Consider the following 23,571-nt stretch of genomic DNA (forward strand, 5'->3'; position numbering starts at 1 on the left):
GCGGCCCTTAGACTCGTCCTTTGGCACCTTTGTGTCCTTGTGCCGAGCGCGCACCGCTCGTCGCGCGGGGGACCCAACCAGCCAGCCATCGGAAGTACGGGAAGAGATGTCGGCACCGAACAAGTCGTACGACCCTGTCGAGGTCGAGGCACTGAAACCGGAAGAGATCGAGCGCATGCGGGACGAGGCGCTCGCCGCCTTCGCGTCCGCCGGCGACCTCGACGCGCTGCGCGAGGCGAAGACCGCGCACATGGGCGACCGCTCGCCCCTGGCGCTCGCCAACCGCGAGATCGGCGCCCTGCCCCCGCAGGCCAAGGCCGAGGCGGGCAAGCGCGTGGGCCAGGCCCGCGGCGCCGTGAACAAGGCGTTCGGGGCCCGCACCGTCCAGCTCGAAGCGGAGCGCGACGAGCGGGTGCTGGTCGAGGAGGCGGTGGACGTCACGCTGCCCTACGACCGCACCCCCGCGGGCGCCCGGCACCCCCTGACCACGCTGATGGACCGCATCGCGGACATCTTCACGGCCATGGGCTACGAGGTCGCCGAGGGGCCCGAGGTCGAGGCGGAGTGGTTCAACTTCGACGCCCTCAACTTCACGCCCGACCACCCGGCGCGCCAGATGCAGGACACCTTCTTCGTCCGGGGCCCCGAGGGCACCGAGGGCGACGAGTCCGGTGTCGTGCTGCGCACCCACACCTCCCCGGTGCAGGCGCGTTCGCTGCTGGAGCGCAAGCCCCCCGTCTACATCGTCTGCCCGGGCCGGGTGTACCGCACCGACGAGCTCGACGCGACGCACACCCCGGTCTTCCACCAGGTCGAGCTGCTCGCCGTGGACGAGGGCCTGACCATGGCGGACCTGCGCGGCACCATCGACCACATGGTCAAGGAGCTGTTCGGCGAGGAGACCACCACCCGGCTGCGCCCGCACTTCTTCCCCTTCACCGAGCCGTCCGCCGAGATGGACATGCAGTGCTACGTGTGCCGGGGCGCGTCGGTGGGCAACCCCGACCGGCCGTGCCGCACCTGCTCCAGCGAGGGCTGGATCGAGCTCGGCGGCTGCGGCATGGTCAACCCCAAGGTGCTGACCGCCTGCGGTGTGGACCCGGAGAAGTACAGCGGGTTCGCCTTCGGATTCGGCATCGAGCGGATGCTGATGTTCCGTCACAACGTTGAAGACATGCGAGACATGGTCGAGGGTGACGTCCGTTTCACCCGGCCTTTCGGGATGGAGATCTGATGCGGGTCCCGCTTTCGTGGCTGCGGGAGTACGTCGACCTCCCCGCGGGTGAGACCGGTCGCGACGTCGCGGCGCGGCTCGTCGACGCCGGCCTTGAGGTCGAGACCGTCGAGCGGCTGGGCGCCGGGCTCCAGGGCCCGCTCGTCGTCGGCCAGGTACTGACCATCGAGGAGCTGGAGGGCTTCCGCAAGCCGATCCGCTTCTGCACGGTGGACGTCGCCGGTGCCAACGGCACGGGCGAGCCCCAGGAGATCGTCTGCGGCGCGCGGAACTTCGCCGTCGGGGACAAGGTCGTCGTGGTCCTGCCCGGCGCCGTCCTGCCCGGCGACTTCGCGATCGCCTCGCGCAAGACGTACGGCAAGACCTCCCACGGCATGATCTGCTCCGGCGAGGAGCTGGGCATGGGCGACGACGGCACGCACGGCATCATCGTGCTGCCGCCGGAGCACGAGGCCGGCACCGACGCGATCGAGCTGCTCCAGCTCGTCGACGAGGTGCTGCACATCGACGTCACCCCCGACCGGGGCTACTGCATGTCCCTGCGCGGCATCGCCCGCGAGGTGGCCACCTCCTACGGTCTGCCGCTGCGCGACCCGGCGCTGATCGACGTGCCCGGGCCGAACGCGTACGGCCACCCGGTCTCCGTCGAGGACCCGGCCGGCTGCGACCGCTTCACCGCGCGCACGGTGACCGGTCTCGACCCGGAGGCCCGGTCCCCGATCTGGCTCCAGCGCCGCCTGCAGAAGGCGGGCATGCGCCCGATCTCGCTCGCCGTGGACATCACCAACTACGTGATGCTGGAGCTCGGCCAGCCGCTGCACGCCTACGACCGCTCGCGGATCGACGGCACCATCGGTGTGCGCCGGGCCGAGCAGGGCGAGAAGTTCACCACCCTCGACGGGGTCAAGCGCACGCTCGACGCCGAGGACCTGGTGATCACCGACAACAGCGGGCCGATCGGGCTCGCCGGTGTCATGGGCGGCGCCGACACCGAGATCGCGGACTCCGTGACCGACCCGGCCACCGGCCAGGTCACGGGGACCACGGAGGTGGTCATCGAGGCCGCGCACTTCGACGCCGTGGCGATCTCGCGCACCGCGCGCCGGATGAAGCTGTCCTCCGAGGCGTCCAAGCGCTTCGAGCGCGGCGTGGACCCGGCGGCCGCCGCCGCGGCCGCGCAGCGCACCGTGGACCTGCTCGTGCTGCTCGCCGGCGGTACCGCCGAGGCGGGCGTCACCGAGGTCGTCGCCCCGGGCGCGCCGCGCACCATCGCGATGCCCGCGGACCACCCGGACCGGGTCGCGGGCATGGAGTACGGCCGCGAGACCGTCGTCCGCCGGCTCCAGGAGGTCGGCTGCGACGTCTACGGCCAGGACGAGCTCGTCGTGACCGTGCCCTCGTGGCGTCCCGACCTCGCCGCGCCGAACGACCTCGCGGAGGAGGTCATCCGGCTGGAGGGCTACGGGAACCTCCCGTCGACCCTGCCGCAGGCGCCGTCCGGCCGCGGTCTGACCGAACGGCAGCAGCTGCACCGCCGGGTGGGCCGCGCGCTGGCCGGCGCGGGCTACGTCGAGGCGCTGAACTACCCGTTCCTCGGCGAGGGCGTCTTCGACCAGCTCCAGCTGCCGGCGCACGACGCGGCCCGCCAGGTGGTCACGCTGGTCAACCCGCTCTCCGACGAGGAGCCGGCGCTGCGCACCACGCTGCTGCCGGGTCTGCTCGGCGCGCTGCGCCGCAACGACAGCCGGGGCAGCCACGACCTCGCGCTCTTCGAGACCGGCTCGGTCTTCCGGGCCGCCGCCCGGCCGGGTGTCGCCGTACGGCTGCCCGTCGACCGGCGTCCCACGGACGAGGAGATCGCCACCCTGGACGCGGCGCTGCCCGCGCAGCCGCGGTACGCCGCGGTCGTGCTGGCCGGTGCCCGCGAGCAGGCCGGCTGGTGGGGCAAGGGCCGTCCGGCCGACTGGGCGGACGCCGTGCAGGCGGCCCGCGCGCTGGCCGTCGAGGCCGGTGCCGAACTGGTGGTCCGCCAGGGCCAGTACGGTCCCTGGCACCCGGGCCGCTGCGCCGAGCTGGTCGTCACCGTCGACGGTGTGGAGCAGGTCATCGGCCACGCCGGTGAGCTGCACCCGCGTGTGGTGAAGGCGATGGGCCTGCCGGCCCGGACCAGCGCGATGGAGCTCGACCTGGACCGCCTCGCGGCGGCCGGCGGCGAGCCGGTGGCGGCGCCGCGGATCTCCTCCTTCCCGGTGGCGACCCAGGACGTCGCGCTGATCGTGGACGCGTCGGTCCCGGCCTCCTCGGTGGAGGACGCGCTGCGCAAGGGCGCGGGCGAACTGCTGGAGTCGCTGCGGCTGTTCGACGTGTTCACCGGTGAGCAGGTCGGCGAGGGCAAGAAGTCCCTGGCGTACGCGCTGCGTTTCCGCGCGGCCGACCGGACGCTGACCGCCGAGGAGTCCACGGCCGCGCGTGACGCGGCGGTGGCGCTGGCGGGCGAGCGGACCGGGGCGGTGCTGCGGGGCGCGTAGCCGCCGCGCGGCCGTCGGGCCGTTCCAGGCATGCCGAGGGGCGCATCCGGATCACCGGATGCGCCCCTTCCGCATGTTCGGGCGGCCCGACGGCCGCGGCCGGGGCCCGCTCACTCCTTCGGGTGAGAACGCCGGGGGTCCGTGTGCGGCGGGCACCGGCCGGTCGCCACAATCGTTCCGGCCGGGAGGGGAGTCCTACGGATGATCACGCGCGGGCGCGGCTCACGCCCGCGCGGCTGGTGGCGGGCGTGGACACGCGTGCCGGACCCGGTGGAGGGGCCCGGCACGCGCCCGTTCCGGTCCCTGCCGGGGCCCGGCGACCAACCGGGCGCCGGCCGGGACCGGGGCGCGCCGCCCGCCTGCCATGGAGTGTCGGGCAGACAGCAGGACGGGCGGCGCGGTGACGGGTCGTCGCACTGTTCGAGGGGGAGCCGACGACCCGAGCTCCTCTTGGCGAGGGACTCAAGTGAACCGCGAGCGGGGGGCCGTGCGGCAGGGTGCGCAGCGCATTTATGCGCGTACTCACTTCACACCCCGTGTGAACCGCGTACCCACTAGCCTGAGACCGACGAGCCCCAGGAGCGGCCCATGCAGTCGAATGTCCTGCTCGACGCCCTCCTCGCCGAGGCGGGCATGTCCCATGCGGGACTGGCCGCCCACGTGAACCAGGCGGGCCGCAGCCGCGGTCTCGCCCTGCGCTACGAACACACCGCCGTCGCCCGGTGGTTGAAGGGCCAGCGCCCGCGCGGCCAGGTCCCCGACCTGATCTGCGAGGTACTGGGCGGCCGCCTCGGGCGGCCCGTCGGCCTGGACGACATCGGGCTCGGCGTGCCCGGCCGGCCGCTCTCCCCGCACGCCTCGCAGCTCAACGGGTTCGTGGACCGGGCGGCCGCGCTCTGGCGCTCGGACGGCCAGGCCCGCCCCCAGCTCCTCAAGGCCGCCGCGGTCACCGGTACGCCGGCCGTCATCCCGGTCTGGGAATGGGAGAACCCGCCCGAGGACGCCGACGTCTCGCGCGAGGGGCCGGACCGGATCGGCCCCGAGCACATCGAGGTGCTGAAGGCCGCCCGCGCCCACTACGAGCTGATGTACCGGCGGGCGGGCGGGGTCGCCACCCGCGACCGGATCGTCCGCTTCCTCGGCAGCGAGACGGCGCCCATGCTGCGCGGAAGCTACTCCGACGGCCTCGGCCGCCGCCTCCACCGGGCGACCGGCTCCCTCGTGGCGGTGGCGGGGATCTGCGCCTACGACTCGGACGCGCACGGCCTGGCCCAGCGCTACTTCCACCAGGCGCTGCGGCTGGCCAAGGCCAGCGGGGACCGGGGGCTCGGGGCCTATGTCATCGCGCTGATCGTCAACCAGTCCCTGCACCTGCGCGAGTACCGCCAGGCCGTCGCCTTCGCCGAGGCCGCCCTGCGCGCCGCCGGCCGGCACACCACGGCCGCGCTCTGCGCCGACCTGTACGCGATGCAGGCCAAGGCGTACGCGCAGCTCGGGGACGCGCGGGCGGCGCTGGCCTGCATCCGGCAGGCCGAGGCGGCCGCCGCGCTGATCAGACCCGGCAGCGAACCGGACGAGACGGGTTACGTCCAGCCCGGCCTGGTCAACGTCCAGGTGGCCGAGGCCCTGCTCAGCCTGGGCGATCTGGAGGCCGCGCGGGCGCAGGCCACGGCCGCCGTCGGCACCCCCGCGCACGACCGCGGCCGGGTGCACCGGCTGGCGATGCTGTGCGAGATCCAGCTGCGCCAGGGGGAGGCGGACCGCGCGGCGGCGGGGGCGGCCGAGATGGCCGAGCGGGCGCGCGGGATGGAGTCGCTGAGACTGCGCGACCGGCTGCGGACGGTCCGCGCACAGCTTCTGACCAGCGGTTGTCCGGACGCGCGGGAGACCGCGCAGCTCATCGACGGAGCGCTGCGCGTTCCCCTGTGACAGGGGAGCTGATGCCATGTGTGCCACCTACTCGAACGAAAGGTGGCACAGTCGTGCAGTGGACGAACCTGAGTGAGCAGACCGTGTACAAGAACCGCTGGTTCGATGTGAACCTGGCGGATGTGGAACTCCCCGACGGCCGGCACCTGGACCACTTCGTGATCCGGCTGCGCCCGGTCGCCGTCGCCACGGCGGTCAACGAGGCCGACGAGGTGCTGCTGCTCTGGCGGCACCGGTTCATCACCGACAGCTGGGGCTGGGAGCTGCCCGCCGGGGTGGTGGAGGACGGCGAGGACATCGCGGCCGCCGCGGCGCGCGAGATGGAGGAGGAGTCGGGCTGGCGGCCCGGCCCGCTCCATCACCTGATGACCGTCGAGCCCTCCAACGGCCTGACCGACGCCCGCCACCACCTGTACTGGGCGGACGGGGCCACCTGGACCGGGCATCCCGAGGACGACTTCGAGTCCTCGCGCCGCGAGTGGGTCCCGCTCAAGCTGGTGCCGGACATGATCGCCCGCGGGGAGATCCCGGCCGCCAACATGGCGGCCGGGCTGCTCCTCCTGCACCATCTGCGGCTGGGCAGGCCCTGAGCGCAGACCGTACGGGTCAGCTGTACGGGTAGAAGCCCGCGCCCGTCTTGCGGCCCAGGCGGCCCGCGTCGACCATCCGCTGGAGCAGCGGGGGAGCGGCGTACAGGGGCTCCTTGTACTCGGAGTACATCGAGTCGGCGATGGAGGCGATGGTGTCCAGGCCGATCAGGTCGGACAGCTTGAGCGGGCCCATCGGGTGGGCGCAGCCCAGCTCCATGCCGTTGTCGATGTCCTCGCGGCTGGCGATGCCCGACTCGAACATCCGGATCGCGGAGAGGAGGTAGGGCACGAGAAGGGCGTTGACGACGAAGCCGGAACGGTCCTGGGCGCGGACCGCGTGCTTGCCGAGCACGGTCCGCACCAGGGCTTCCGCGCGCTTGACCGTCTCCTCGCCGGTGGTGAGGGCCGGGATCAGCTCGACGAGCTTCTGCACCGGGGCCGGGTTGAAGAAGTGGATGCCGATGACCTGGTCGGGCCGCGAGGTCGCCACCGCCAGCTTGACCAGCGGGATCGAGGAGGTGTTGGAGGCGAGGATCGCGTCCGGCCGGGTGATCACCTGGTCCAGGACCTGGAAGATCTCGGTCTTCACCTGCTCGTTCTCCACGACCGCCTCGATCACGAGATCACGGTCGGCGAACTCCCCGAGGTCGGTGGTGAAGCTGAGCCGCGCCAGGGTGGCGTCCCGCTCCTCCTCCGTGATCTTGCCGCGCTCGGCGGCCTTGGTCAGCGAGTTGTACAGCCGGGTCCGGCCGATCTCCAGGGCTTCGCCGGTGGTCTCGGCGACCTTGACCTCAAGGCCGCTGCGGGCACACACCTCGGCGATACCCGCGCCCATCTGGCCACAGCCCACTACGCCGACTCGTGTGATGTCGGAAGGGAGGTCAGTCACTTCGTGCCTTTCGCAGCTCATCCGTCGGCGGGTCCCCCGTACGATTCCGGCGCCCGCCACGCCCCCCGACGTTACCCCCGCACTTGCGCGGGACGGGGGCCCGGGGCGGGCATGCTGAGCGGACACCGTGCACTGTCACTCAGCGGAACGGAGTCATCACATGGCGTACATCGGTCGACGGGCGCTGCTGGCCGGGGCGGCGGGGGTGGTCGCCGCCGCGACCGGGGGGCCGGCGTTCGCCGGGACGCGGGACCCCGGGCGGCGCCGGTCGGGCTCCGGCGGCGCCCTTACGGCGGAGTTCCGGGGGATGTGGATCGCCTCCGTCGCCAATGTGGACTGGCCCTCGCGCAGCGGGCTGTCGGCCGCCGCCCAGCGCGCGGAACTGCTCGGCCTCCTCGACACCGCCGTCCGCCGCCGGCTCAACGCGGTGATCCTCCAGGTCCGTCCGGCGGCCGACGCCCTGTGGCCCTCGCCCCTCGAACCCTGGTCGCAGTGGCTGACCGGCCAGCAGGGCGTGGACCCGGGCTGGGACCCCCTCGGCACGGCGGTCACCGAGGCGCACGCCCGCGGGCTGGAGCTGCACGCCTGGTTCAACCCCTACCGCGTGGCCAACCACGCCGACCTCGGCCGGCTGGTCTCCTGGCACCCGGCGCGCCGCAGCGGCTGGACCGTCGAGTACGGCGGCCGCCTCTACTACAACCCGGGACTGCCCGAGGTGCGGCGCTTCGTGCAGGACGCCATGCTCGACGCGGTCACCCGCTACCGGCTGGACGCCGTCCACTGGGACGACTACTTCTACCCCTATCCGGTGGAGGGGGAGTACTTCGACGACGACGAAGCCTTCGACGCCTACGGCGGCGGCTTCTCCTCGCGCGCCGCCTGGCGCCGCAACAACACCGACACCCTGGTCCGCGAGATGTCCGCGCGGCTGCGCGCCCTGCGGCCCGCCGTGCGCTTCGGCATCAGCCCCTTCGGGATCTGGCGCAACTCCGACCGGGACCCGGCCGGTTCGGCCACCCGCGGGCTCGCCGCCTACGACGACCTCTACGCGGACACCCGCCGGTGGGTCCGGGAGGGCTGGATCGACTACATCGCGCCCCAGGCGTACTGGCACATCGGCCACCCGACGGCCGACTACACGGCCCTGGTGCCCTGGTGGGCCCGGACCGTCGCGGGCACCGGCGTCGACCTGTACGTGGGGGAGGGGCTGTACCGCTGCGACCGCAACAGCGACACCCCCGCCTGGCGCGATCCGGCCGAGCTGTCGAAGCATGTGCGGTTCGCGCGCGGGTACCCCGAGGTGCTCGGCCACGTCTACTTCGCGGCGACGCAGGTGGCCGCGGACCCCAACGGCGCGATGGCGCGGGTGGTGGCCGACCACTACGGCTCGGCGGTGCCCCCGCGCTGATCCGGCGGGCGGGGACCCGGTGCCCGGGCTCGGCGCCGGGACCCGGTGCGGGGACTCAGTGCGCGGGCTCCGCGGGGTGGCGGACCGTGCAGTCGGGTCCGGGAGCCATCAGGGCCTCGTGCCCGTCCTCGAAACGGACCCGGTAGGGAGGGGTGCCGTTCTCGCCGAGCACCTGGGTGATCTCGCCCACCTTGTCATGCTGTCCGACGATCCTGCCGTGCTGCACCAGCTGGTCGCCCTCGGTCGCTCGCATCACTGACCTCCCTCGGTGGGGATCCGATCCGGTGCTAGCAGTTTAGGTCGTTCTAGGGGTGTTTGACCCGTTGGGTGACCGCGATGCAGACGAGGACCGCGCAGGCGGCGGCCGGTGCCGCGGGCGAGAGCCGTTCGCCCAGCAGCGCCACCGACCAGACCAGGGTCAGCAGCGGCTGGGCGAGCTGGAGCTGACTGGCCCGGGCCGTGCCGATCTCGGCCATGCCCCGGTACCAGACGTACAGGCCGAGGAAGGTCGAGCCGGCCGCCGCCCAGACCAGCCCGGCCACCCCGTGGCCGGTGAGGCGCACCGGCTCGTACGCGAGCCCCAGCACCGCACCGGCCACGCTGAGCGGCAGGCACAGCACCAGCGCCCAGCCGATCACCTGCCAGCCCGGCAGCACCCGCGCGAGCCGCCCGCCCTCGGTGTACCCGGCGGCGCACACCAGCAGCGCCCCGAAGAGGTAGCCGTCGCCCGCCGAGAGGGAGCCGCCGCTCTGCGCGAGGGTGAAGCCGAGCACCACCACGGCCCCGGCGACGGCCGCGGCCCAGAAGGCCCGCGGGGGCCGGTGCCCGGTGCGCAGCGCGGAGAGCGCGGCCGTGGTGAGCGGCAGCAGGCCGACGACGACGGCGGCGTGCGAGGTGGTGGAGGTGCGCAGGGCCAGCGTCGTCAGCAGCGGGAAGCCGATCACGACCCCGCCCGCGACGACCGCCAGCCCGGCCCAGTGCTCGCGCGCGGGCGGCCGTACCCGCAGGGCGAGCAGGAAGACCCCGGCGACGGCCGCCGCCAGGACGCTGCGCAGGGCCACCAGGGACCAGGGGTCGAAGCTCTCCAGCCCCCACGCGGTGGCGGGGAAGGTCAGCGAGAAGGCGACGACGCCGAGCGCGGCGAGGGCGGTCCCGCGTGCCAGGGGGTTCCTGTCCCCCTTGACCGCTATCGCGGCCGGGAGAGTAGCGCTATTCTGTGCTGTCATGTATGAGCGTAGCAGTGTGGCGGAGCTGGCGGCATCCCTGCGGTCCGAGCTCGACCGCTACTCGGTAGGTGGAAAGCTCCCGTCGAGCCGGGCCCTGGTGGAGCGCCACCGGGTCAGCCCCGTCACCGTCTCCCGGGCCCTCGCGCAGCTCGCCGCCGAGGGCCTGGTCGTCACCCGGCCCGGCGCCGGGGTCTTCCGCGCGGCGCCGCGTACGAGTGCCCCCACCGCCGGGGACACCTCCTGGCAGGAGGTCGCCCTGAGCGCGGAGGCGTCCGGGGAGATCGTGCCGCGCTCGGTGGACGCCTCCGGGGTGCTGGCCTGCCTGGCCGCGCCCCCGCCCTCGGTGATCGGGCTCAACAGCGGCTACCTGCACGCCTCCATCCAGCCCGAGCGGGCCATGGCCGCCGCGCTCGCCCGCGCCGGGCGGCGCCCCGGGGCCTGGGAGCGGCCGCCCATGGAGGGGCTGCCCGAGCTGCGCGACTGGTTCGCCCGGGAGATCGGCGGAGCGGTGGCCGCCGCCGATGTGCTGGTCACCGCGGGCGGGCAGAGCGCCCTGGCCACCGCCCTGCGGGCGCTCGCCCCGCCCGGCGCCCCGATCCTGGTGGAGTCCCCGACCTACCCCGGGCTGCTCGCCCTCGCCCGCGCCTCCGGGTGCCGGCCCGTACCGGTGCCGGTGGATGCGGAGGGGGTCCGGCCGGAGCTGCTGGCCGCCGCCTTCGAGGCCACCGGCGCGCGGGTCTTCGTATGCCAGCCGCTGTTCCAGAACCCGACGGGGGCGGTCCTGGCCCCGGGGCGGCGGGCCGAGGTGCTGCGGATCGCCCGCGCCGCCGGCGCCTTCGTGGTCGAGGACGACTACGCGCGGGCCCTCGCGCACGAGGACTGCGGACCGCTGCCCGCGACCCTCGCCGCCGAGGACCCCGACGGGGTGGTGGTGCACGTGCGCTCGCTCACCAAGGCCACCTCGCCCAGCCTGCGGGTGGGCGCGCTGGCCGCCCGCGGCCCGGTCACCGAGCGGCTGCGCGCCATCCAGGTCGTGGACAGCTTCTTCGTACCCCGGCCCCTCCAGGAAGCCGCCCTGGAGCTGGTCGGCGCGCCCGCCTGGCCACGCCATCTGCGGGCCGTCGCCACCGAGCTGCGCCACCGCCGGGACGTGCTCGCGGGCGCCCTGCGGCGGGAGCTGCCCGAGCTGGCCCTGCCCCATCTGCCCTCCGGCGGCTACCAGTTGTGGGCCCGGCTGGCCGAGGGCGACGACGCGGCCTTCGCCGCGGCCGCCCTGCGGGCCGGGGTCGCGGTGGCTCCCGGGCGCCCCTACTTCTGCGCGGAACCGCCGGCTCCGTACGTCCGGCTGAGCTTCGCCGGGGTCTCCGGGCCGGGCGAACTGGCCGAGAGCGTCCAGCGGTTGCGGGCGGGCCTGGACAGCCTCCGGCCGGCCCCCGCCCCCGGCGGGCCCGGTCCGGACGCTTGACCGCAGGCCGTACGCGGCCCACCATCACCGCATGCCTGTTCGGGTCTCGCTCGTCGCCGCAGCCCGCAGTTCCGCGCTGCTCGCCGAGCGCTTCGACGACGACCGCCCGCTGGACGGCATCGGCTGGCGCTCGGTGGAGTACGCCGCCCCCGGTCTGGTGCCGTTGGCCGCCGCCGAGCTGCGCTACTGCTCCCCGACCCCGCGCAGCCGGTCCACCGGGGAGGCCCTGGGCTACGCGCCCCTCGCCCAGCCCGCGCTGCGCGAGTGCGACATGGGCCGCTGGCGGGGGCTGACCCTGGCCGAGGTGACCGCCCGGGAGCCGGCGGCGGTGGACCTCTGGCTCAGCGATCCGTACTCCGCCCCGCACGGCGGTGAATCCCTGCTCGCCTTCATCTCCCGGATCGGTGGCTGGCTCGACACCCGGCCCGCCGAGGACGGCGGCGCGATCGTGGCGGTGGCCGAGCCCTCGGTGATCCGCGCGGCGCTGGTCTACGCGCTCAAGGCGCCCCCGCCGACGTACTGGAACGTGGACGTCCGGCCGCTGTCCACGGTCACCCTGACCGGCCGCCCCGGGGACTGGCACCTCTGCCTCCAGCCCGCCGCGTGAACACCGTGTGACATTCCGTGCGGGGGCGCGGTCGGCACCTGACCGTCCAGTGCGGTCCAACTCCGGGATCCGCTCCCGGCCGGACCTCCGGAATCACCGCCGGAATCCCGGCTTTCCTGCTAGACATCTTCCAGAACGGTGCGCCGCGCGCCCGTTCCTCCGGCGTGGCCCGTCCGCCAAGATCTCCGACATTGCATAAACGTGCAGACGTACGTATAGTCATGCCATCAATGAGGAGGGTCCGATGGTGGTACGTGTAGCGGTGGCCGGAGCGAGCGGATACGCGGGCGGAGAAGTCCTGCGCCTGCTGCTCTCGCACCCCGAGGTCGAGATCGGCGCCCTGACCGGCAATTCCAACGCCGGACAGCTCCTCGGCTCCCTCCAGCCCCACCTCGTCCCGCTCGCCGGACGCACCCTGGAGGCCACCACCCCCGAGGTCCTGGCCGGCCACGACGTCGTCTTCCTCGCCCTCCCGCACGGCCAGTCCGCCGGCGTCGCCGCCCAGCTCGGCGAGGAGGTCCTGGTCGTCGACATGGGCGCCGACCACCGGCTCAAGGACTCCGCCGACTGGGACGCCTTCTACGGAGCCCCGCACGCCGGGACCTGGCCCTACGGCCTCCCCGAACTGCCCGGCGGCCGCAGCGCCCTGGAGGGCAGCAAGCGCATCGCCGTCCCCGGCTGCTTCCCCACCGCCGTCTCCCTCGCGCTCTACCCCGCCTACCAGGCCCGGCTCGCCGAACCGGAGGCCGTGATCGTCGCCGCCACCGGCACCTCCGGCGCGGGCAAGGCCCTCAAGCCGCACCTGCTCGGCGCCGAGGTGATGGGCTCCGTCACCCCCTACGGCGTCGGCGGCGGCCACCGGCACACCCCCGAGATGGTGCAGAACCTCAGCCCGCTCGCCGGGGAGCGGGTCTCCGTCTCCTTCACGCCCACCCTCGTCCCCATGGCCCGCGGCATCCTCGCCACCTGCTCGGCCAAGGCGCTGCCCGGCACCACCGCCGAATCGCTGCGCGCCGCCTACGAGAAGGCGTACGCGGACGAGCCCTTCGTCCACCTCCTCCCGGAGGGCCGGATGCCGTCCACCAAGTCCGTCCACGGTTCGAACGCCGTCCACGTACAGGTCGCCTTCGACGCCTCCGCCCAGCGGATCATCGCCGTCAGCGCCATCGACAACCTCACCAAGGGCACCGCCGGTGGCGCGGTGCAGAGCATGAACATCGCCCTCGGGCTGCCGGAGCAGCTCGGGCTCTCGACGATTGGAGTCGCGCCGTGACGGTTACGGCTGCACAGGGATTCTCGGCGGCAGGCATCGCCGCCGGAATCAAGGCCAACGGCAACCCGGACCTGGCCCTCGTGGTCAACCACGGTCCCCGCCTCGCCGCCGCGGGCGTCTTCACCTCCAACCGCGTCAAGGCCGCGCCCGTGCACTGGTCCGAGCAGGTCCTGCGCGGCGGCACCGTCGGCGCCGTGGTCCTCAACTCCGGCGGCGCCAACGCCTGTACCGGCCCGAAGGGCTTCCAGGACACCCACGCCACCGCCGAGAAGGCCGCCGAGGTCCTCGGCGAGGCGTTCAACGCCGGCGAGATCGCCGTGGCCTCCACCGGCCTGATCGGCGTCCTGCTCCCCTTGGACAAGCTGCTCCCCGGCATCGAGACGGCTGCCGCCGCCCTGTCCGAGGACGGCGGCGAGGCGGCCGCGATCGCCATCAAGACCACCGACACCGTCCACAAGACGGCCTCCGTCTCCCAGGACGGCTGGACCGTCGGCGGTATGGCCAAGGGTGCGGGCATGCTCGCCCCGGGCCTCGCCACCATGCTCGTCGTCCTCACCACCGACGCCGACCTGGACAGCGCCACCCTGGACAAGGCCCTGCGCGCCGCCACCCGCACCACCTTCGACCGGGTCGACTCGGACGGCTGCATGTCCACCAACGACACCGTGCTGCTGCTGGCCTCCGGCGCCTCCGGTGCGGTCCCGGCGTACGAGGAGTTCGCGCGGGCCGTCCAGACCGTCTGCGGCGACCTCGCCCGGCAGCTCATCGGGGACGCCGAGGGCGCCAGCAAGGACATCCGCATCGAGGTCGTCGGCGCCCTCACCGAGGACGACGCCGTCGAGGTGGGCCGCTCCATCGCCCGCAACAACCTCCTCAAGTGCGCCCTCCACGGCGAGGACCCCAACTGGGGCCGCGTGCTCTCCGCGATCGGCACCACCAGCGCCGCCTTCGACCCGGACAAGCTGAACGTCGCCATCAACGGCGTCTGGGTCTGCAAGAACGGCTCCGTCGGCGAGGACCGCGACCTGGTCTCGATGAAGGACCGCGAGGTCCGCATCACCGCCGATCTCTCCGAGGGCAGTGAGTCCGCCGTGATCTGGGCCAACGACCTGACCGCCGAGTACGTCCACGAGAACAGCGCCTACTCCTCATGAGCGACGCGAAGGCCGGCCAGCCCGGCGCCTCCGGCGGCACCGCCCGCAAGCACACCGCCCTGCCCAAGGCGCAGATCCTCATCGAGGCCCTGCCCTGGCTGCGCCGCCACAACGGCAAGGTCGTCGTGATCAAGTTCGGCGGCAACGCCATGATCGACGAGGACCTCAAGGCCGCCTTCGCCCAGGACGTGGTCTTCCTGCGCCAGGCCGGCCTCAAGCCGGTCGTGGTGCACGGCGGCGGCCCGCAGATCAACGCCCAGCTCGACAAGCAGGGACTGGTCAGCGAGTTCAAGGCCGGCCTGCGGGTGACGACCCCGGAGGCGATGGACGTCGTACGGATGGTGCTGGCGGGCCATGTCCAGCGCGAGCTGGTGGGGCTGCTCAACCAGCACGGCCCGCTCGCCGTCGGCATGACCGGCGAGGACGCCCGTACGATCACGGCGGTCAAGCACAGCCCGCAGATCGGCGGGGAGACCGTCGACATCGGCCGGGTCGGGGAGATCACCGCCGTCGACCCCGGCGCCATCGAGGCCCTGCTCGCGGACGGCCGGATCCCGGTCATCTCCTCCATCGCCCGCAGCGCCGACGACCACCACGTCTACAACGTCAACGCCGACACGGCGGCCGCGGCCCTCGCGGCCTCCCTCGGCGCCGAGACCCTGATGGTCCTCACCGACGTCGAGGGCCTGTACGCGGACTGGCCGCACAGCGACGAGGTCATCAGCCGGCTCACCGTCAGCCAGCTGGAGAAGCTGCTGCCCGAGCTGTCCAGCGGCATGGTGCCCAAGATGGAGGGCTGCCTGCACGCCGTCCGGGGCGGCGTGAAGACCGCACGCGTCCTCGACGGACGGGTCCCGCATTCGATCCTGCTGGAGATCTTCACGGACTCCGGCATCGGCACGATGGTCGTGCCCGACGGCAAGCCTGGGGGAACGAAATGACCAGTGGCACCGGCAATCAGGCGTACGCCGCACGCTGGCAGGGGGCGCTGACCGACAACTACGGCACGCCCGCGGTCACCCTCCTGCGCGGTGAGGGCTCCCAGGTCTGGGACGCCGACGGCAAGCAGTACACCGACTTCGTCGGCGGCATCGCCGTCAACGCGCTCGGCCACGCCCACCCGGCGATCGTCTCCGCCGTCACGGAGCAGATCTCCACCCTCGGGCACGTCTCCAACCTGTTCATCTCCGAGCCGGTCGTCGCGCTCGGGGAGCGGCTGCTCCAGCTCATCGGCCGCCCCGGCAAGGTCTTCTTCTGCAACTCCGGCGCCGAGTCCATCGAGGCCGCCTTCAAGATCGGCCGGCTGACCGGGCGCACCCACATGGTCGCCACCGACGGCGGCTTCCACGGCCGGACCATGGGCGCCCTCGCCCTCACCGGCCAGCCGAAGAAGCAGGAGCCCTTCCTGCCGCTGCCCGGCGATGTCACCCATGTCCCCTACGGCGACGTCGAGGCGCTGCGGGCCGCGGTCACCGAGGAGACCGCGATCGTCGTCATCGAGCCCATCCAGGGCGAGAACGGCGTCGTCGTCCCCCCGGCCGGCTACCTGACGGCCGCCCGCGAGATCACCCGCGCCACCGGCACCCTGCTCGTCCTGGACGAGGTCCAGACCGGCATCGGGCGCTGCGGCCAGTGGTTCGAGCACCAGGCCCACGAGGACGTCGAGCCCGATATCGTCACCCTCGCCAAGGGGCTGGGCGGCGGACTGCCCATCGGCGCGGTCATCGCCCTCGGCCCCACCGCCGACCTGCTCCGGCCCGGCCAGCACGGCACCACCTTCGGCGGGAACCCGGTCGCCTGCGCCGCCGGCCTCGCCGTCATCGACGCCATCGCCACCGGCGGGCTGCTCGACCAGGTCAAGGCACGCGGCGAGCGGCTGCGCTCCGGGATCGAGGGCACGGGACACCCGCTGGTCTCCCACGTCCGGGGCTCGGGCCTGCTGCTGGGTATCGTGCTGACCGAGCCGTCCGCCGCCCGGGTGCAGCAGGCGGCTCAGGATGCCGGCTTCCTGGTCAACGCGCCCGCGCCCGACGTCGTACGCCTCATGCCCCCGTACGTACTCACCGAGGCGGAGGCGGACGCGTTCGTCCGGGCCCTGCCCGGCATCCTGGACGCAAGCGGCGGGGACGGATCCGGAGAATGAGACGACGATGACCCAGGCGCAGGACAACGAGCAAGGCGGGCAGGCCGTCCCGCAGACCCGCACCGCGCGGCACCGCCGGATCGTGGACATCCTCAACCGGCAGCCGGTCCGCTCCCAGAGCCAGCTGGCGAAGCTGCTGGCGGACGACGGGCTGAGCGTCACCCAGGCGACGCTCTCCCGCGATCTGGACGAGCTGGGCGCGGTCAAGATCCGCAACACCGGCGGCGAGCTGATCTACGCGGTGCCCAGCGAGGGCGGTTTCCGCACCCCGCAGGCGCCGCTCGGCGAGTCCGCGAAGGAGGAGCGCATGCGGCGCCTCTCCGGGGAGCTGCTGATCTCGGCGGAGGCGTCGGCCAACCTCGTGGTCCTGCGCACCCCGCCGGGCGCGGCCCAGTTCCTGGCCTCGGCCATCGACCAGGCCGAACTGAGCGCGATCCTGGGCACCATCGCCGGTGACGACACCCTGATGCTGATCAGCCGCGACCCGACGGGCGGCCAGGCCCTGGCGGACCACCTGCTGCGCCTGGCGCAGAAGGAGGGCTAGGCCACGCGGGGGCGGCCCATGGCGGCAAAATGATAAAATCGTGCCGGTTTGTCCCACTCTTCCGGGCGGCGGGGGTCTCCGAGCACGAGGGGCTGTGAGCCGCATGAGCCGTTCCCGATCCGCCGGCCGGCGCGCCCTGCTGCTGCTCCCGTGCGCGGCCCTGCTCGCCGCCGGGTTCTCCCCGCCCGCCGGACCGGCCGACCCGGCCCCGCCTCCCGGCGCCGCGGCGCGCGCGACGGCCCCGGCCGGCACCCCCGAGCCCCCCGACCCCACCGGCCCCGCCGTGAAGCGCATCGATCCGGCCGAGCTCCAGGCGGCCGTGGAGCGCGCCGCCAAGGCCCTCTCCGTCCCCGGCGCCGTGGTCCTGGTCCGTACCCCGCAGGGCACCTTCCGGGTGGCCACCGGCACCACCGAGCGGGGTGGCGGCAGGACGCCCACCACCGGCGACCACTTCCGGATCGCCTCCAACACCAAGACCATGACCGCCGCCCTGATCCTCCGGCTCGCCCAGGAGGGCCGGCTCCGGCTGGACGACCCGGTCTCCCGCTACGTCCCCGGCGTGCCCGGCGGCGACCGCATCACCCTCGCCGACCTGCTGCGGATGCGCAGCGGCCTCTACAACTACACGAACGCCCCCGAACTCGCCGCCTCCCTCGACGCCGACCCGGGCGCCGCCCGCACCCCGCAGGAGATGCTGGCGCTCGCCTTCGCCCGCCCGCCCGGGTTCGCGCCGGGCGCGCAATACGAGTACAGCAACACCAACTACGCGCTGCTCGGCCTCGTCGCCGAGAAGGCGGGCGGCCGGCCGCTGCAACAGCAGTTCCGCGAACGGCTCTTCGCCCCGCTCGGCCTCCGGGGGACCGAACTGCCCGGCATCCGGGACACGGCCCTGCCCGAGCCCTACGCGCACGGCTACATGTACGGCGGAACCGCCTACGCGCTGGTCGACACTCCCTACTCCGCCCGCATGAAGGCCGACATCCGCTCGGGGAAGCTGCCACCGGTGGACTACACCCACCAGAACCCGTCCTACGCCACCGCCGCCGGAGGCGCCGTCTCCACCGCCGACGACCTCGCCACCTGGATCCGGGCCCTCACCACGGGCAAGGTGCTCGCCCCCGCCACGCAGAAGCAGTGGCGGGACAGCCCGCAGGCCGAGGACCCGGCCCGCCCGGACGGGCAGAAGTACGGCTACGGGATCGCCCACCAGCGCTTCGGCCCCCGCGCGGCGATGTACTACCACGGCGGCGAACTGCCGGGCTTCAACTCCTTCATCGGCCACGACCCCGACAACGACGTCACCCTCGTCGTCTGGACCAACCTGACCGTGGCCCCCGACGACCGGACCACCGCCCAGGCCATGCTGCCCACGCTCCTCAACCGCATCTATACCGGCATGGACCTGCCCGGCGCCTACTGAGCGGGCCGGGCGCCCCAGCCGCTAGTAGCGGGTGACGTCCAGCGCCCCGGACTCCGTCCCGATGGCGATGTGCGGGCGCCGGTCCGGATCCGCCCAGCGCAGGATGGCGCGCATGGACCGCTCCGGCACCGACACGCAACCGGCCGTCGCCCCCTTGCCGTTCGCGTGCAGGAAGATCCCCGCGCCCCGGCCGCGTACGGGCCGGTCGTAGTTGAAGGAGATCAGCACCGCGTGCGTGTACTGCTTCTCGTACGTGACCAGGTGCTCGGCCTCGCCCGGCGCGCAGTCCGCGGGCAGCGGCTCCACCCAGCGGTTGTAGGCGGTGGAGGCGTTGTCCTGGCACCACCAGGAGTCCGCGGTCACCGGCCGGTAGCTCAGCTGCGTCCCGGCCGGTGCCCGCCGGATCCCGAAGGCGTACGGGAGCGCGTACAGGCCGGCCGGGGTGGTGCTGGTGCCCTGCGTACGGGTCGTGCCCTCCGCCAGGCCGTTCGCCCCGAAGCGGGCGGGCGCGCTGCCCGCCTCGTACCAGCGCCCGGCCCGCCGGTCCCACCAGGTCAGCAGGCCGGTGGTGGAGCCGGGGCCGGGGGCCACGGCGGTGATCAGCTGGCTGCCGCCGCCGGTGTCGGCGAGCCGGTCGGGCAGCGGGCCGGGGGCGGGCGAAGGCACCTGCGGGAGCAGGGCGGTGACGATCAGTGAGCCGGTGACAAGAGCGGTACGCAGCACATGTCAGACGGTACGGGGCGGAAGGGGCAGCGGGAGCCCCGGCAGGCCGTCGACACTCGTCGCGATGAAATCCTTCTTCTCGCAGTAGTCCGAGAACTCCTCGTCCGTCTTGCGGCCCAGGAACTCGGCGTGGAGCGTGCGCTCGCCCTGGTACTCCATGAAGGGGACGGCATAGCCGCAGACGTCCGCGATCCGGTGGGCCCGCACCAGGATGATGGCCCGCGCGCCCGGCCCGTCGGCCTCGGCGAACAGCCCGATGAGCTCCGCCCAGCGCGGGTCGTCGCGGAAGACGGCCTCGCCCTGGCCGTGGATGCGGACGATGTTCGGCGGCCCGCTGAACGCGCACCACATGAGGGTGATCCGGCCGTTCTCGCGCACGTGCGCGATGGTCTCGGCGCCGCTGCCGCCGAAGTCCAGGTAGGCGAGCCGCTCCTCGTCGAGGACGACGAGCGTCCCGGCGCGGCCCTTGGGGGAGAGGTTGATGTGGCCGTCACCCGCGAGGGGCGCGGTCGCGGTGAAGAAGACCGGCTGCGCCTCGATGAACTTCCGCAGCCGGTCGTCTATCCGTTCGTGAAGTTTTCCCATGGGCCGATTATCGGCCCGCCGCGTCCGGAACGACCGGCGCCCGGCCCCGACTTCGCACCCGCGGGTCCGGGTCCGTCAGCGCTGCGGCGGCGGCCCGCAGAGCGGCGGGTCCGCCGTGCGCGCGCAGGAGTCGGTGCGCGGCCCGGCGGGTGGGGACGGGGCGGTCCGGGGCGATGCGCTCCAGCAGCCAGTCCGCGGGCAGCCCGCCCGCCGCCGGGAGCAGTCCGAGCGCGGCCTCCCGGACCACCGCGGGCGAGGGGTCGTCCAGCAGTGGCCGCAGCAGTTCCGGGTCCGGCGGTTCCAGGGTGCGCAGGCCGGCGAGGGCGGCGGCGCGTACGGGGTCACCGCCGCGGCCGGGCCGTTCCAGCAGGGCGTGCAGCAGCGGCGCGTCCGTCCCCCGGCCGCATTCGACCAGGCCCCTGACGGCGTACGGGGTGATCCGCGCGGGATCCGACACCAGCGCGAGGCAGTGCCCGTACGGGTCCCCGCCCTCCTGCCGGAGCAGCCAGCGCGCGCAGGCCCGTACGAGCGCCGAGCGGTCCGCCAGGAAGCCCGCGGCCTCGGCTCCGCGCCCGGCCGCGCGCAGGGCGGTCACCCCGCCGGCCCGGACCTGCGGGAGGTGCCCGGCCAGCAGGGTGTCCACCGCCTCCGTGTCGGGGCCCTCCGCGGCCAGCGCTGCCAGGGCCGCGTCCAGCCACAGCGCGGCGGTCGCCGGATCCCGCTCCGCGGCGGCCCGGCGCGCGACCTCCCGTACGCCGAACAGCCCGGCGGCGAGGGTCAGCCCGGCGGCGAACCGCCGGGTCGGCAGATCGCCGCTGCGGCGCAGCCAGGCCAGTACGGTGTCCGGTTCCTCGCCGGTCAGGGTGCGGGCGGCCCGCGCCGGGCGCCACCACAGGGCCGGGCGCGCGGGGCGCCACCAGGGGGCGGGCACCGGGTCCTCGGCGCCGAGGACCGCGGTGAACAGCTCGCGGGCCCAGTGCCCGCGCTCGCGGTGGGCCAGCCGGAGCACGAGGGGGGTGAGCTCGGTCAGGGTGCGGCCGGGATCGGCGGCCAGTGCCTCCGCCAGGACCTCGCGGGCCCGCTCGCGCACGGCCGGTGCCCAGTCGGCGCAGCGGATCGCGACGAGCGGGAGCGGCGGGCGCGGGTCGTCCAGCGCGGCCGCGCGGATCCGGCCGTCGGGGTGGCAGAGCCGCAGCTCGACCCGGGCGGGGCGCGGGCCGGAGTGGCCGCGGCGCACCTCCTCGTCGAAGGCGAGCCAGGAGAGGGGCAGTGAGGGCAGGCGGACCCCGCCGAGGCCCGTGCGCGCGCCGCGCAGCAGGGCCGCCGCCGCGTCCCGGCCCGCCGCCGCCTCCGCTTCCGTCCCGGCACCCATACGTCCTCCTCTACCGGCTGGTCCGCAGAGCGTAGGCGGGGCGCGGGGCGGGGCGCGCCCCATATACGGGCCGGATGCACGGGCCGGCCGGTGGTCCGGGGCGGGGGCAGATTGACGAAACATACGGAGCAGTGCATAGTTATGCCTGTCGTTGGATGGATCCGCGCTCCGCCGCCGAGGATCCCGGCCGGGCGCGACCCGGCCCGGTCCCCGTCGTTACGCGTACCAGGACGGCCTCCCCGCTACCTCCGCGGCGGGGAGTCCGTCGTACATCCACACCATGCACGCGGTCCTGAGGAGCAGTAGTGGTCAGCAGCAACAACGGTGGTGACGTCCGGCTCTGGGGCGGACGGTTCGCCGACGGCCCGGCCGAGGCCCTGGCGAAGCTGTCCGCGTCGGTCCACTTCGACTGGCGCCTCGCTCCGTACGACATCGCCGGCTCCCGCGCCCACGCCCGGGTGCTGCACGGGGCCGGGCTGCTCACGGCCGAGGAGCTGGAGAGCATGATCGCCGGTCTCGACGCGCTGGAGGCCGATGTGGCCGACGGCTCCTTCACCGGCACCATCGCCGACGAGGACGTCCACACCGCCCTGGAGCGCGGCCTGCTGGAACGGCTCGGGCCGGACCTCGGCGGCAAGCTGCGCGCCGGGCGCTCCCGCAACGACCAGGTGGCCACCCTCTTCCGGATGTACCTGCGCGACCACGCCCGGATCATCGGCGGTCTGATCGCGGACCTCCAGGACGCGCTGGTCGGGCTCGCGGAGAGCCACGCGGACGTGGCCATGCCGGGCCGGACCCATCTCCAGCACGCGCAGCCGGTGCTCTTCGCCCACCATGTCCTGGCCCATGTCCAGTCCCTGTCCCGGGACGCGGAGCGGCTGCGGCAGTGGGACACGCGGACGGCGGTCTCCCCGTACGGCTCGGGCGCGCTGGCCGGCTCCTCGCTGGGCCTGGACCCGGAGGCGGTCGCCGCGGACCTGGGCTTCGAGCGGGGCTCGGTGGGCAACTCCATCGACGGCACGGCCTCGCGCGACTTCGTCGCCGAGTTCGCCTTCGTGACCGCGATGATCGGGATCAACCTCTCCCGGATCGCGGAGGAGATCATCATCTGGAACACGAAGGAGTTCTCCTTCGTGACCCTGCACGACGCCTTCTCCACCGGCTCCTCGATCATGCCGCAGAAGAAGAACCCGGACATCGCGGAGCTGGCGCGGGGCAAGTCCGGCCGGCTCATCGGCAATCTGACGGGCCTGCTCGCCACCCTCAAGGCGCTGCCGCTCGCCTACAACCGGGACCTCCAGGAGGACAAGGAGCCGGTCTTCGACTCCTGCGACACCCTTGAGGTCCTGCTGCCGGCCTTCACCGGCATGATGGCCACCCTCACGGTGCACCGGGAGCGGATGGAGGAGCTGGCCCCGGCGGGCTTCTCCCTCGCCACCGACATCGCGGAGTGGCTGGTCAAGCAGGGTGTGCCCTTCCGGGTGGCGCACGAGGTGGCCGGCGAGTGCGTCAAGGAGTGCGAGGCGCTGGGCATCGAGCTGGACGAGCTCACGGACGAGCAGTTCGCGAAGATCTCCGAGCACCTGACCCCGGAGGTGCGCACGGTGCTCAACGTGCCGGGCGCGCTGGCCTCCCGCAACGGCCGCGGCGGCACGGCCCCCTCGGCGGTCGCCCTCCAGCTCACCGAACTCAAGGCGGACCTGGTCATCCAGCACGCCTGGGCCACCCACAAGCGGTAGCCACCCCCAGCCCCCGCCGCCCTGCGTCCCGCACGCCCGCCGAACCCGCCGGGCCTGTACGTCCGCACGCGACGGAACCCCCGAAGGGGCGGCCCCGGAGCCCACGCTCCCGGGGCCGCCCCTTCGGTGCGTCCGGCCCCGCCGCCCGTCACCGCGCCCAGTCGGCCAGGGTCTCGAAGTCGGTGGCCGTCAGGCCGATCTGCTCGTCGACGCGCAGCAGCAGGGCGTGGGCCGGGTGGTGCAGGGTGACGTACTCGCGGTCCGGCGCCGTGATGTCGTCGTCGATCCAGGCGAAGGGGCGCTCGCCCGCGTACTCCAGGATGTACTGGGTCTTCCAGAAGGTGCCGCGCGGGGCGCGGCCGTGCATCCGGGGCCAGTCGATCCAGGGGAGCCGGGGCAGGCCCAGGTGCGGGCCTATCCAGTCGTTCGCCTCGTCCTTCCAGGTGGTGGCCCACACCAGGTCGTAGGAGCCGGCGAGGGCCAGCAGCTCCGCGCCGTGGGCATGGTTCAGCCAGAGCCGCAGCGGTTTCGCGCTCTCCTTCTCGGTCCAGCCCGCCGGGCGCATCCGGTGGGTGGTGTAGCCCGCGGGGCGGCGCTGGGGCTTGGCCGCGTAGGGGTTCAGGGGGCCGTCCACGTCGATCAGCAGCAAGGGCTTCATCGGGGGAGGGTGTCCGTTCCGCCGCCCAGGGGCAGCTCGTTTTTCGATGGAATGAGACGTCGACGTCTCATTTGGGGTATGCTT

General features: G+C 73.8%; 21 protein-coding genes. 14 read left to right on the forward strand and 7 right to left on the reverse strand.

The window, feature by feature from the left end:
• The first annotated feature begins 106 nt into the window (after positions 1-106).
• From pheS to ABZ873_RS05720, 4 genes are all read left to right on the forward strand, one after another.
• Positions 107-1,234, forward strand: a complete 1,128-nt coding sequence (gene pheS / locus ABZ873_RS05705; protein ID WP_360865680.1) for a phenylalanine--tRNA ligase subunit alpha — start codon at positions 107-109, stop codon at positions 1,232-1,234.
• On the forward strand, positions 1,234-3,762 hold the full coding sequence (gene pheT, locus ABZ873_RS05710; protein WP_360865683.1) for a phenylalanine--tRNA ligase subunit beta: 2,529 nt from the start codon (positions 1,234-1,236) through the stop codon (positions 3,760-3,762). Before pheS ends, pheT begins: the two co-directional genes overlap by 1 nt.
• 588 nt (positions 3,763-4,350) lie before the next feature.
• Entirely contained in the window at positions 4,351-5,691 is a 1,341-nt protein-coding gene (locus ABZ873_RS05715; RefSeq protein WP_360865687.1) for a transcriptional regulator, read from the forward strand.
• A gap of 53 nt (positions 5,692-5,744) precedes the next feature.
• Positions 5,745-6,281 carry an NUDIX domain-containing protein gene (locus ABZ873_RS05720; RefSeq protein ID WP_360865690.1) on the forward strand — a complete coding sequence of 179 codons (537 nt, stop codon included), beginning with the start codon at positions 5,745-5,747 and terminating at the stop codon, positions 6,279-6,281.
• Positions 6,282-6,297: 16 nt separating this feature from the next.
• Here the strand turns inward: ABZ873_RS05720 and ABZ873_RS05725 are convergent, their stop codons facing one another.
• Entirely contained in the window at positions 6,298-7,191 is an 894-nt protein-coding gene (locus ABZ873_RS05725; RefSeq protein ID WP_360865694.1) for a 3-hydroxybutyryl-CoA dehydrogenase, read from the reverse strand.
• Between the two features lie 139 nt (positions 7,192-7,330).
• Between ABZ873_RS05725 and ABZ873_RS05730 the strand changes: the two genes are divergently transcribed.
• Positions 7,331-8,578 (forward strand): family 10 glycosylhydrolase, encoded by a 1,248-nt coding sequence (locus ABZ873_RS05730; protein WP_360865697.1) that lies wholly within the window; start codon positions 7,331-7,333, stop codon positions 8,576-8,578.
• Between the two features lie 55 nt (positions 8,579-8,633).
• Here the strand turns inward: ABZ873_RS05730 and ABZ873_RS05735 are convergent, their stop codons facing one another.
• Positions 8,634-8,831: a DUF1918 domain-containing protein gene (locus ABZ873_RS05735; RefSeq protein WP_189972711.1), complete on the reverse strand. Its 198-nt coding sequence runs from the start codon at positions 8,829-8,831 to the stop codon at positions 8,634-8,636.
• 52 nt (positions 8,832-8,883) lie between these two features.
• A complete protein-coding gene (locus ABZ873_RS05740; protein ID WP_360865701.1) occupies positions 8,884-9,804 on the reverse strand; it encodes a DMT family transporter in 921 nt (306 codons plus the stop codon).
• Between ABZ873_RS05740 and ABZ873_RS05745 the strand changes: the two genes are divergently transcribed.
• From ABZ873_RS05745 to ABZ873_RS05780, 8 genes are all read left to right on the forward strand, one after another.
• Positions 9,803-11,269, forward strand: a complete 1,467-nt coding sequence (locus ABZ873_RS05745; RefSeq protein ID WP_360865704.1) for a PLP-dependent aminotransferase family protein — start codon at positions 9,803-9,805, stop codon at positions 11,267-11,269. The genes ABZ873_RS05740 and ABZ873_RS05745 overlap by 2 nt on opposite strands.
• Before the next feature lie 31 nt (positions 11,270-11,300).
• Positions 11,301-11,876 (forward strand): histidine phosphatase family protein, encoded by a 576-nt coding sequence (locus ABZ873_RS05750; RefSeq protein WP_360865707.1) that lies wholly within the window; start codon positions 11,301-11,303, stop codon positions 11,874-11,876.
• 244 nt (positions 11,877-12,120) lie between these two features.
• A complete protein-coding gene (argC, locus tag ABZ873_RS05755; RefSeq protein WP_360865710.1) occupies positions 12,121-13,149 on the forward strand; it encodes an N-acetyl-gamma-glutamyl-phosphate reductase in 1,029 nt (342 codons plus the stop codon).
• Positions 13,146-14,303 (forward strand): bifunctional glutamate N-acetyltransferase/amino-acid acetyltransferase ArgJ, encoded by a 1,158-nt coding sequence (argJ, locus tag ABZ873_RS05760; protein WP_360865713.1) that lies wholly within the window; start codon positions 13,146-13,148, stop codon positions 14,301-14,303. The genes argC and argJ overlap by 4 nt, the downstream gene beginning before the upstream one ends.
• A complete protein-coding gene (gene argB, locus ABZ873_RS05765) occupies positions 14,300-15,244 on the forward strand; it encodes an acetylglutamate kinase (protein WP_360865716.1) in 945 nt (314 codons plus the stop codon). Before argJ ends, argB begins: the two co-directional genes overlap by 4 nt.
• A complete protein-coding gene (locus tag ABZ873_RS05770; RefSeq protein WP_360865719.1) occupies positions 15,241-16,446 on the forward strand; it encodes an acetylornithine transaminase in 1,206 nt (401 codons plus the stop codon). Before argB ends, ABZ873_RS05770 begins: the two co-directional genes overlap by 4 nt.
• Positions 16,447-16,453: 7 nt before the next feature.
• On the forward strand, positions 16,454-16,990 hold the full coding sequence (locus ABZ873_RS05775; RefSeq protein WP_360865721.1) for an arginine repressor: 537 nt from the start codon (positions 16,454-16,456) through the stop codon (positions 16,988-16,990).
• A gap of 103 nt (positions 16,991-17,093) precedes the next feature.
• Complete coding sequence (locus tag ABZ873_RS05780) at positions 17,094-18,410, forward strand: serine hydrolase domain-containing protein (protein WP_360865724.1); 1,317 nt, start codon at positions 17,094-17,096, stop codon at positions 18,408-18,410.
• Between the two features lie 21 nt (positions 18,411-18,431).
• On the opposite strand, the gene ABZ873_RS05785 is transcribed toward ABZ873_RS05780, so the two are convergent.
• The 3 genes from ABZ873_RS05785 to ABZ873_RS05795 are packed head-to-tail and all read right to left on the reverse strand — an operon-like array spanning position 18,432 to position 21,090.
• Positions 18,432-19,103: a L,D-transpeptidase family protein gene (locus ABZ873_RS05785; protein ID WP_360866164.1), complete on the reverse strand. Its 672-nt coding sequence runs from the start codon at positions 19,101-19,103 to the stop codon at positions 18,432-18,434.
• 33 nt (positions 19,104-19,136) lie between these two features.
• Positions 19,137-19,718 (reverse strand): pyridoxamine 5'-phosphate oxidase family protein, encoded by a 582-nt coding sequence (locus tag ABZ873_RS05790; protein ID WP_360865727.1) that lies wholly within the window; start codon positions 19,716-19,718, stop codon positions 19,137-19,139.
• Positions 19,719-19,725: 7 nt separating this feature from the next.
• Positions 19,726-21,090: a hypothetical protein gene (locus tag ABZ873_RS05795; RefSeq protein WP_360865729.1), complete on the reverse strand. Its 1,365-nt coding sequence runs from the start codon at positions 21,088-21,090 to the stop codon at positions 19,726-19,728.
• 305 nt (positions 21,091-21,395) lie between these two features.
• Here ABZ873_RS05795 and argH point away from each other — a divergent pair, with 305 nt between their 5' ends.
• Positions 21,396-22,829, forward strand: a complete 1,434-nt coding sequence (argH, locus tag ABZ873_RS05800) for an argininosuccinate lyase (protein WP_360865732.1) — start codon at positions 21,396-21,398, stop codon at positions 22,827-22,829.
• 148 nt (positions 22,830-22,977) lie between these two features.
• On the opposite strand, the gene ABZ873_RS05805 is transcribed toward argH, so the two are convergent.
• Positions 22,978-23,487 (reverse strand): HAD domain-containing protein, encoded by a 510-nt coding sequence (locus ABZ873_RS05805; RefSeq protein ID WP_360865734.1) that lies wholly within the window; start codon positions 23,485-23,487, stop codon positions 22,978-22,980.
• Positions 23,488-23,571 lie beyond the last annotated feature (84 nt).

Origin of the sequence: Streptomyces sp. NPDC047014 (genome assembly GCF_040644195.1) — a bacterium.
In the GTDB taxonomy this organism is placed as follows: domain Bacteria; phylum Actinomycetota; class Actinomycetes; order Streptomycetales; family Streptomycetaceae; genus Streptomyces.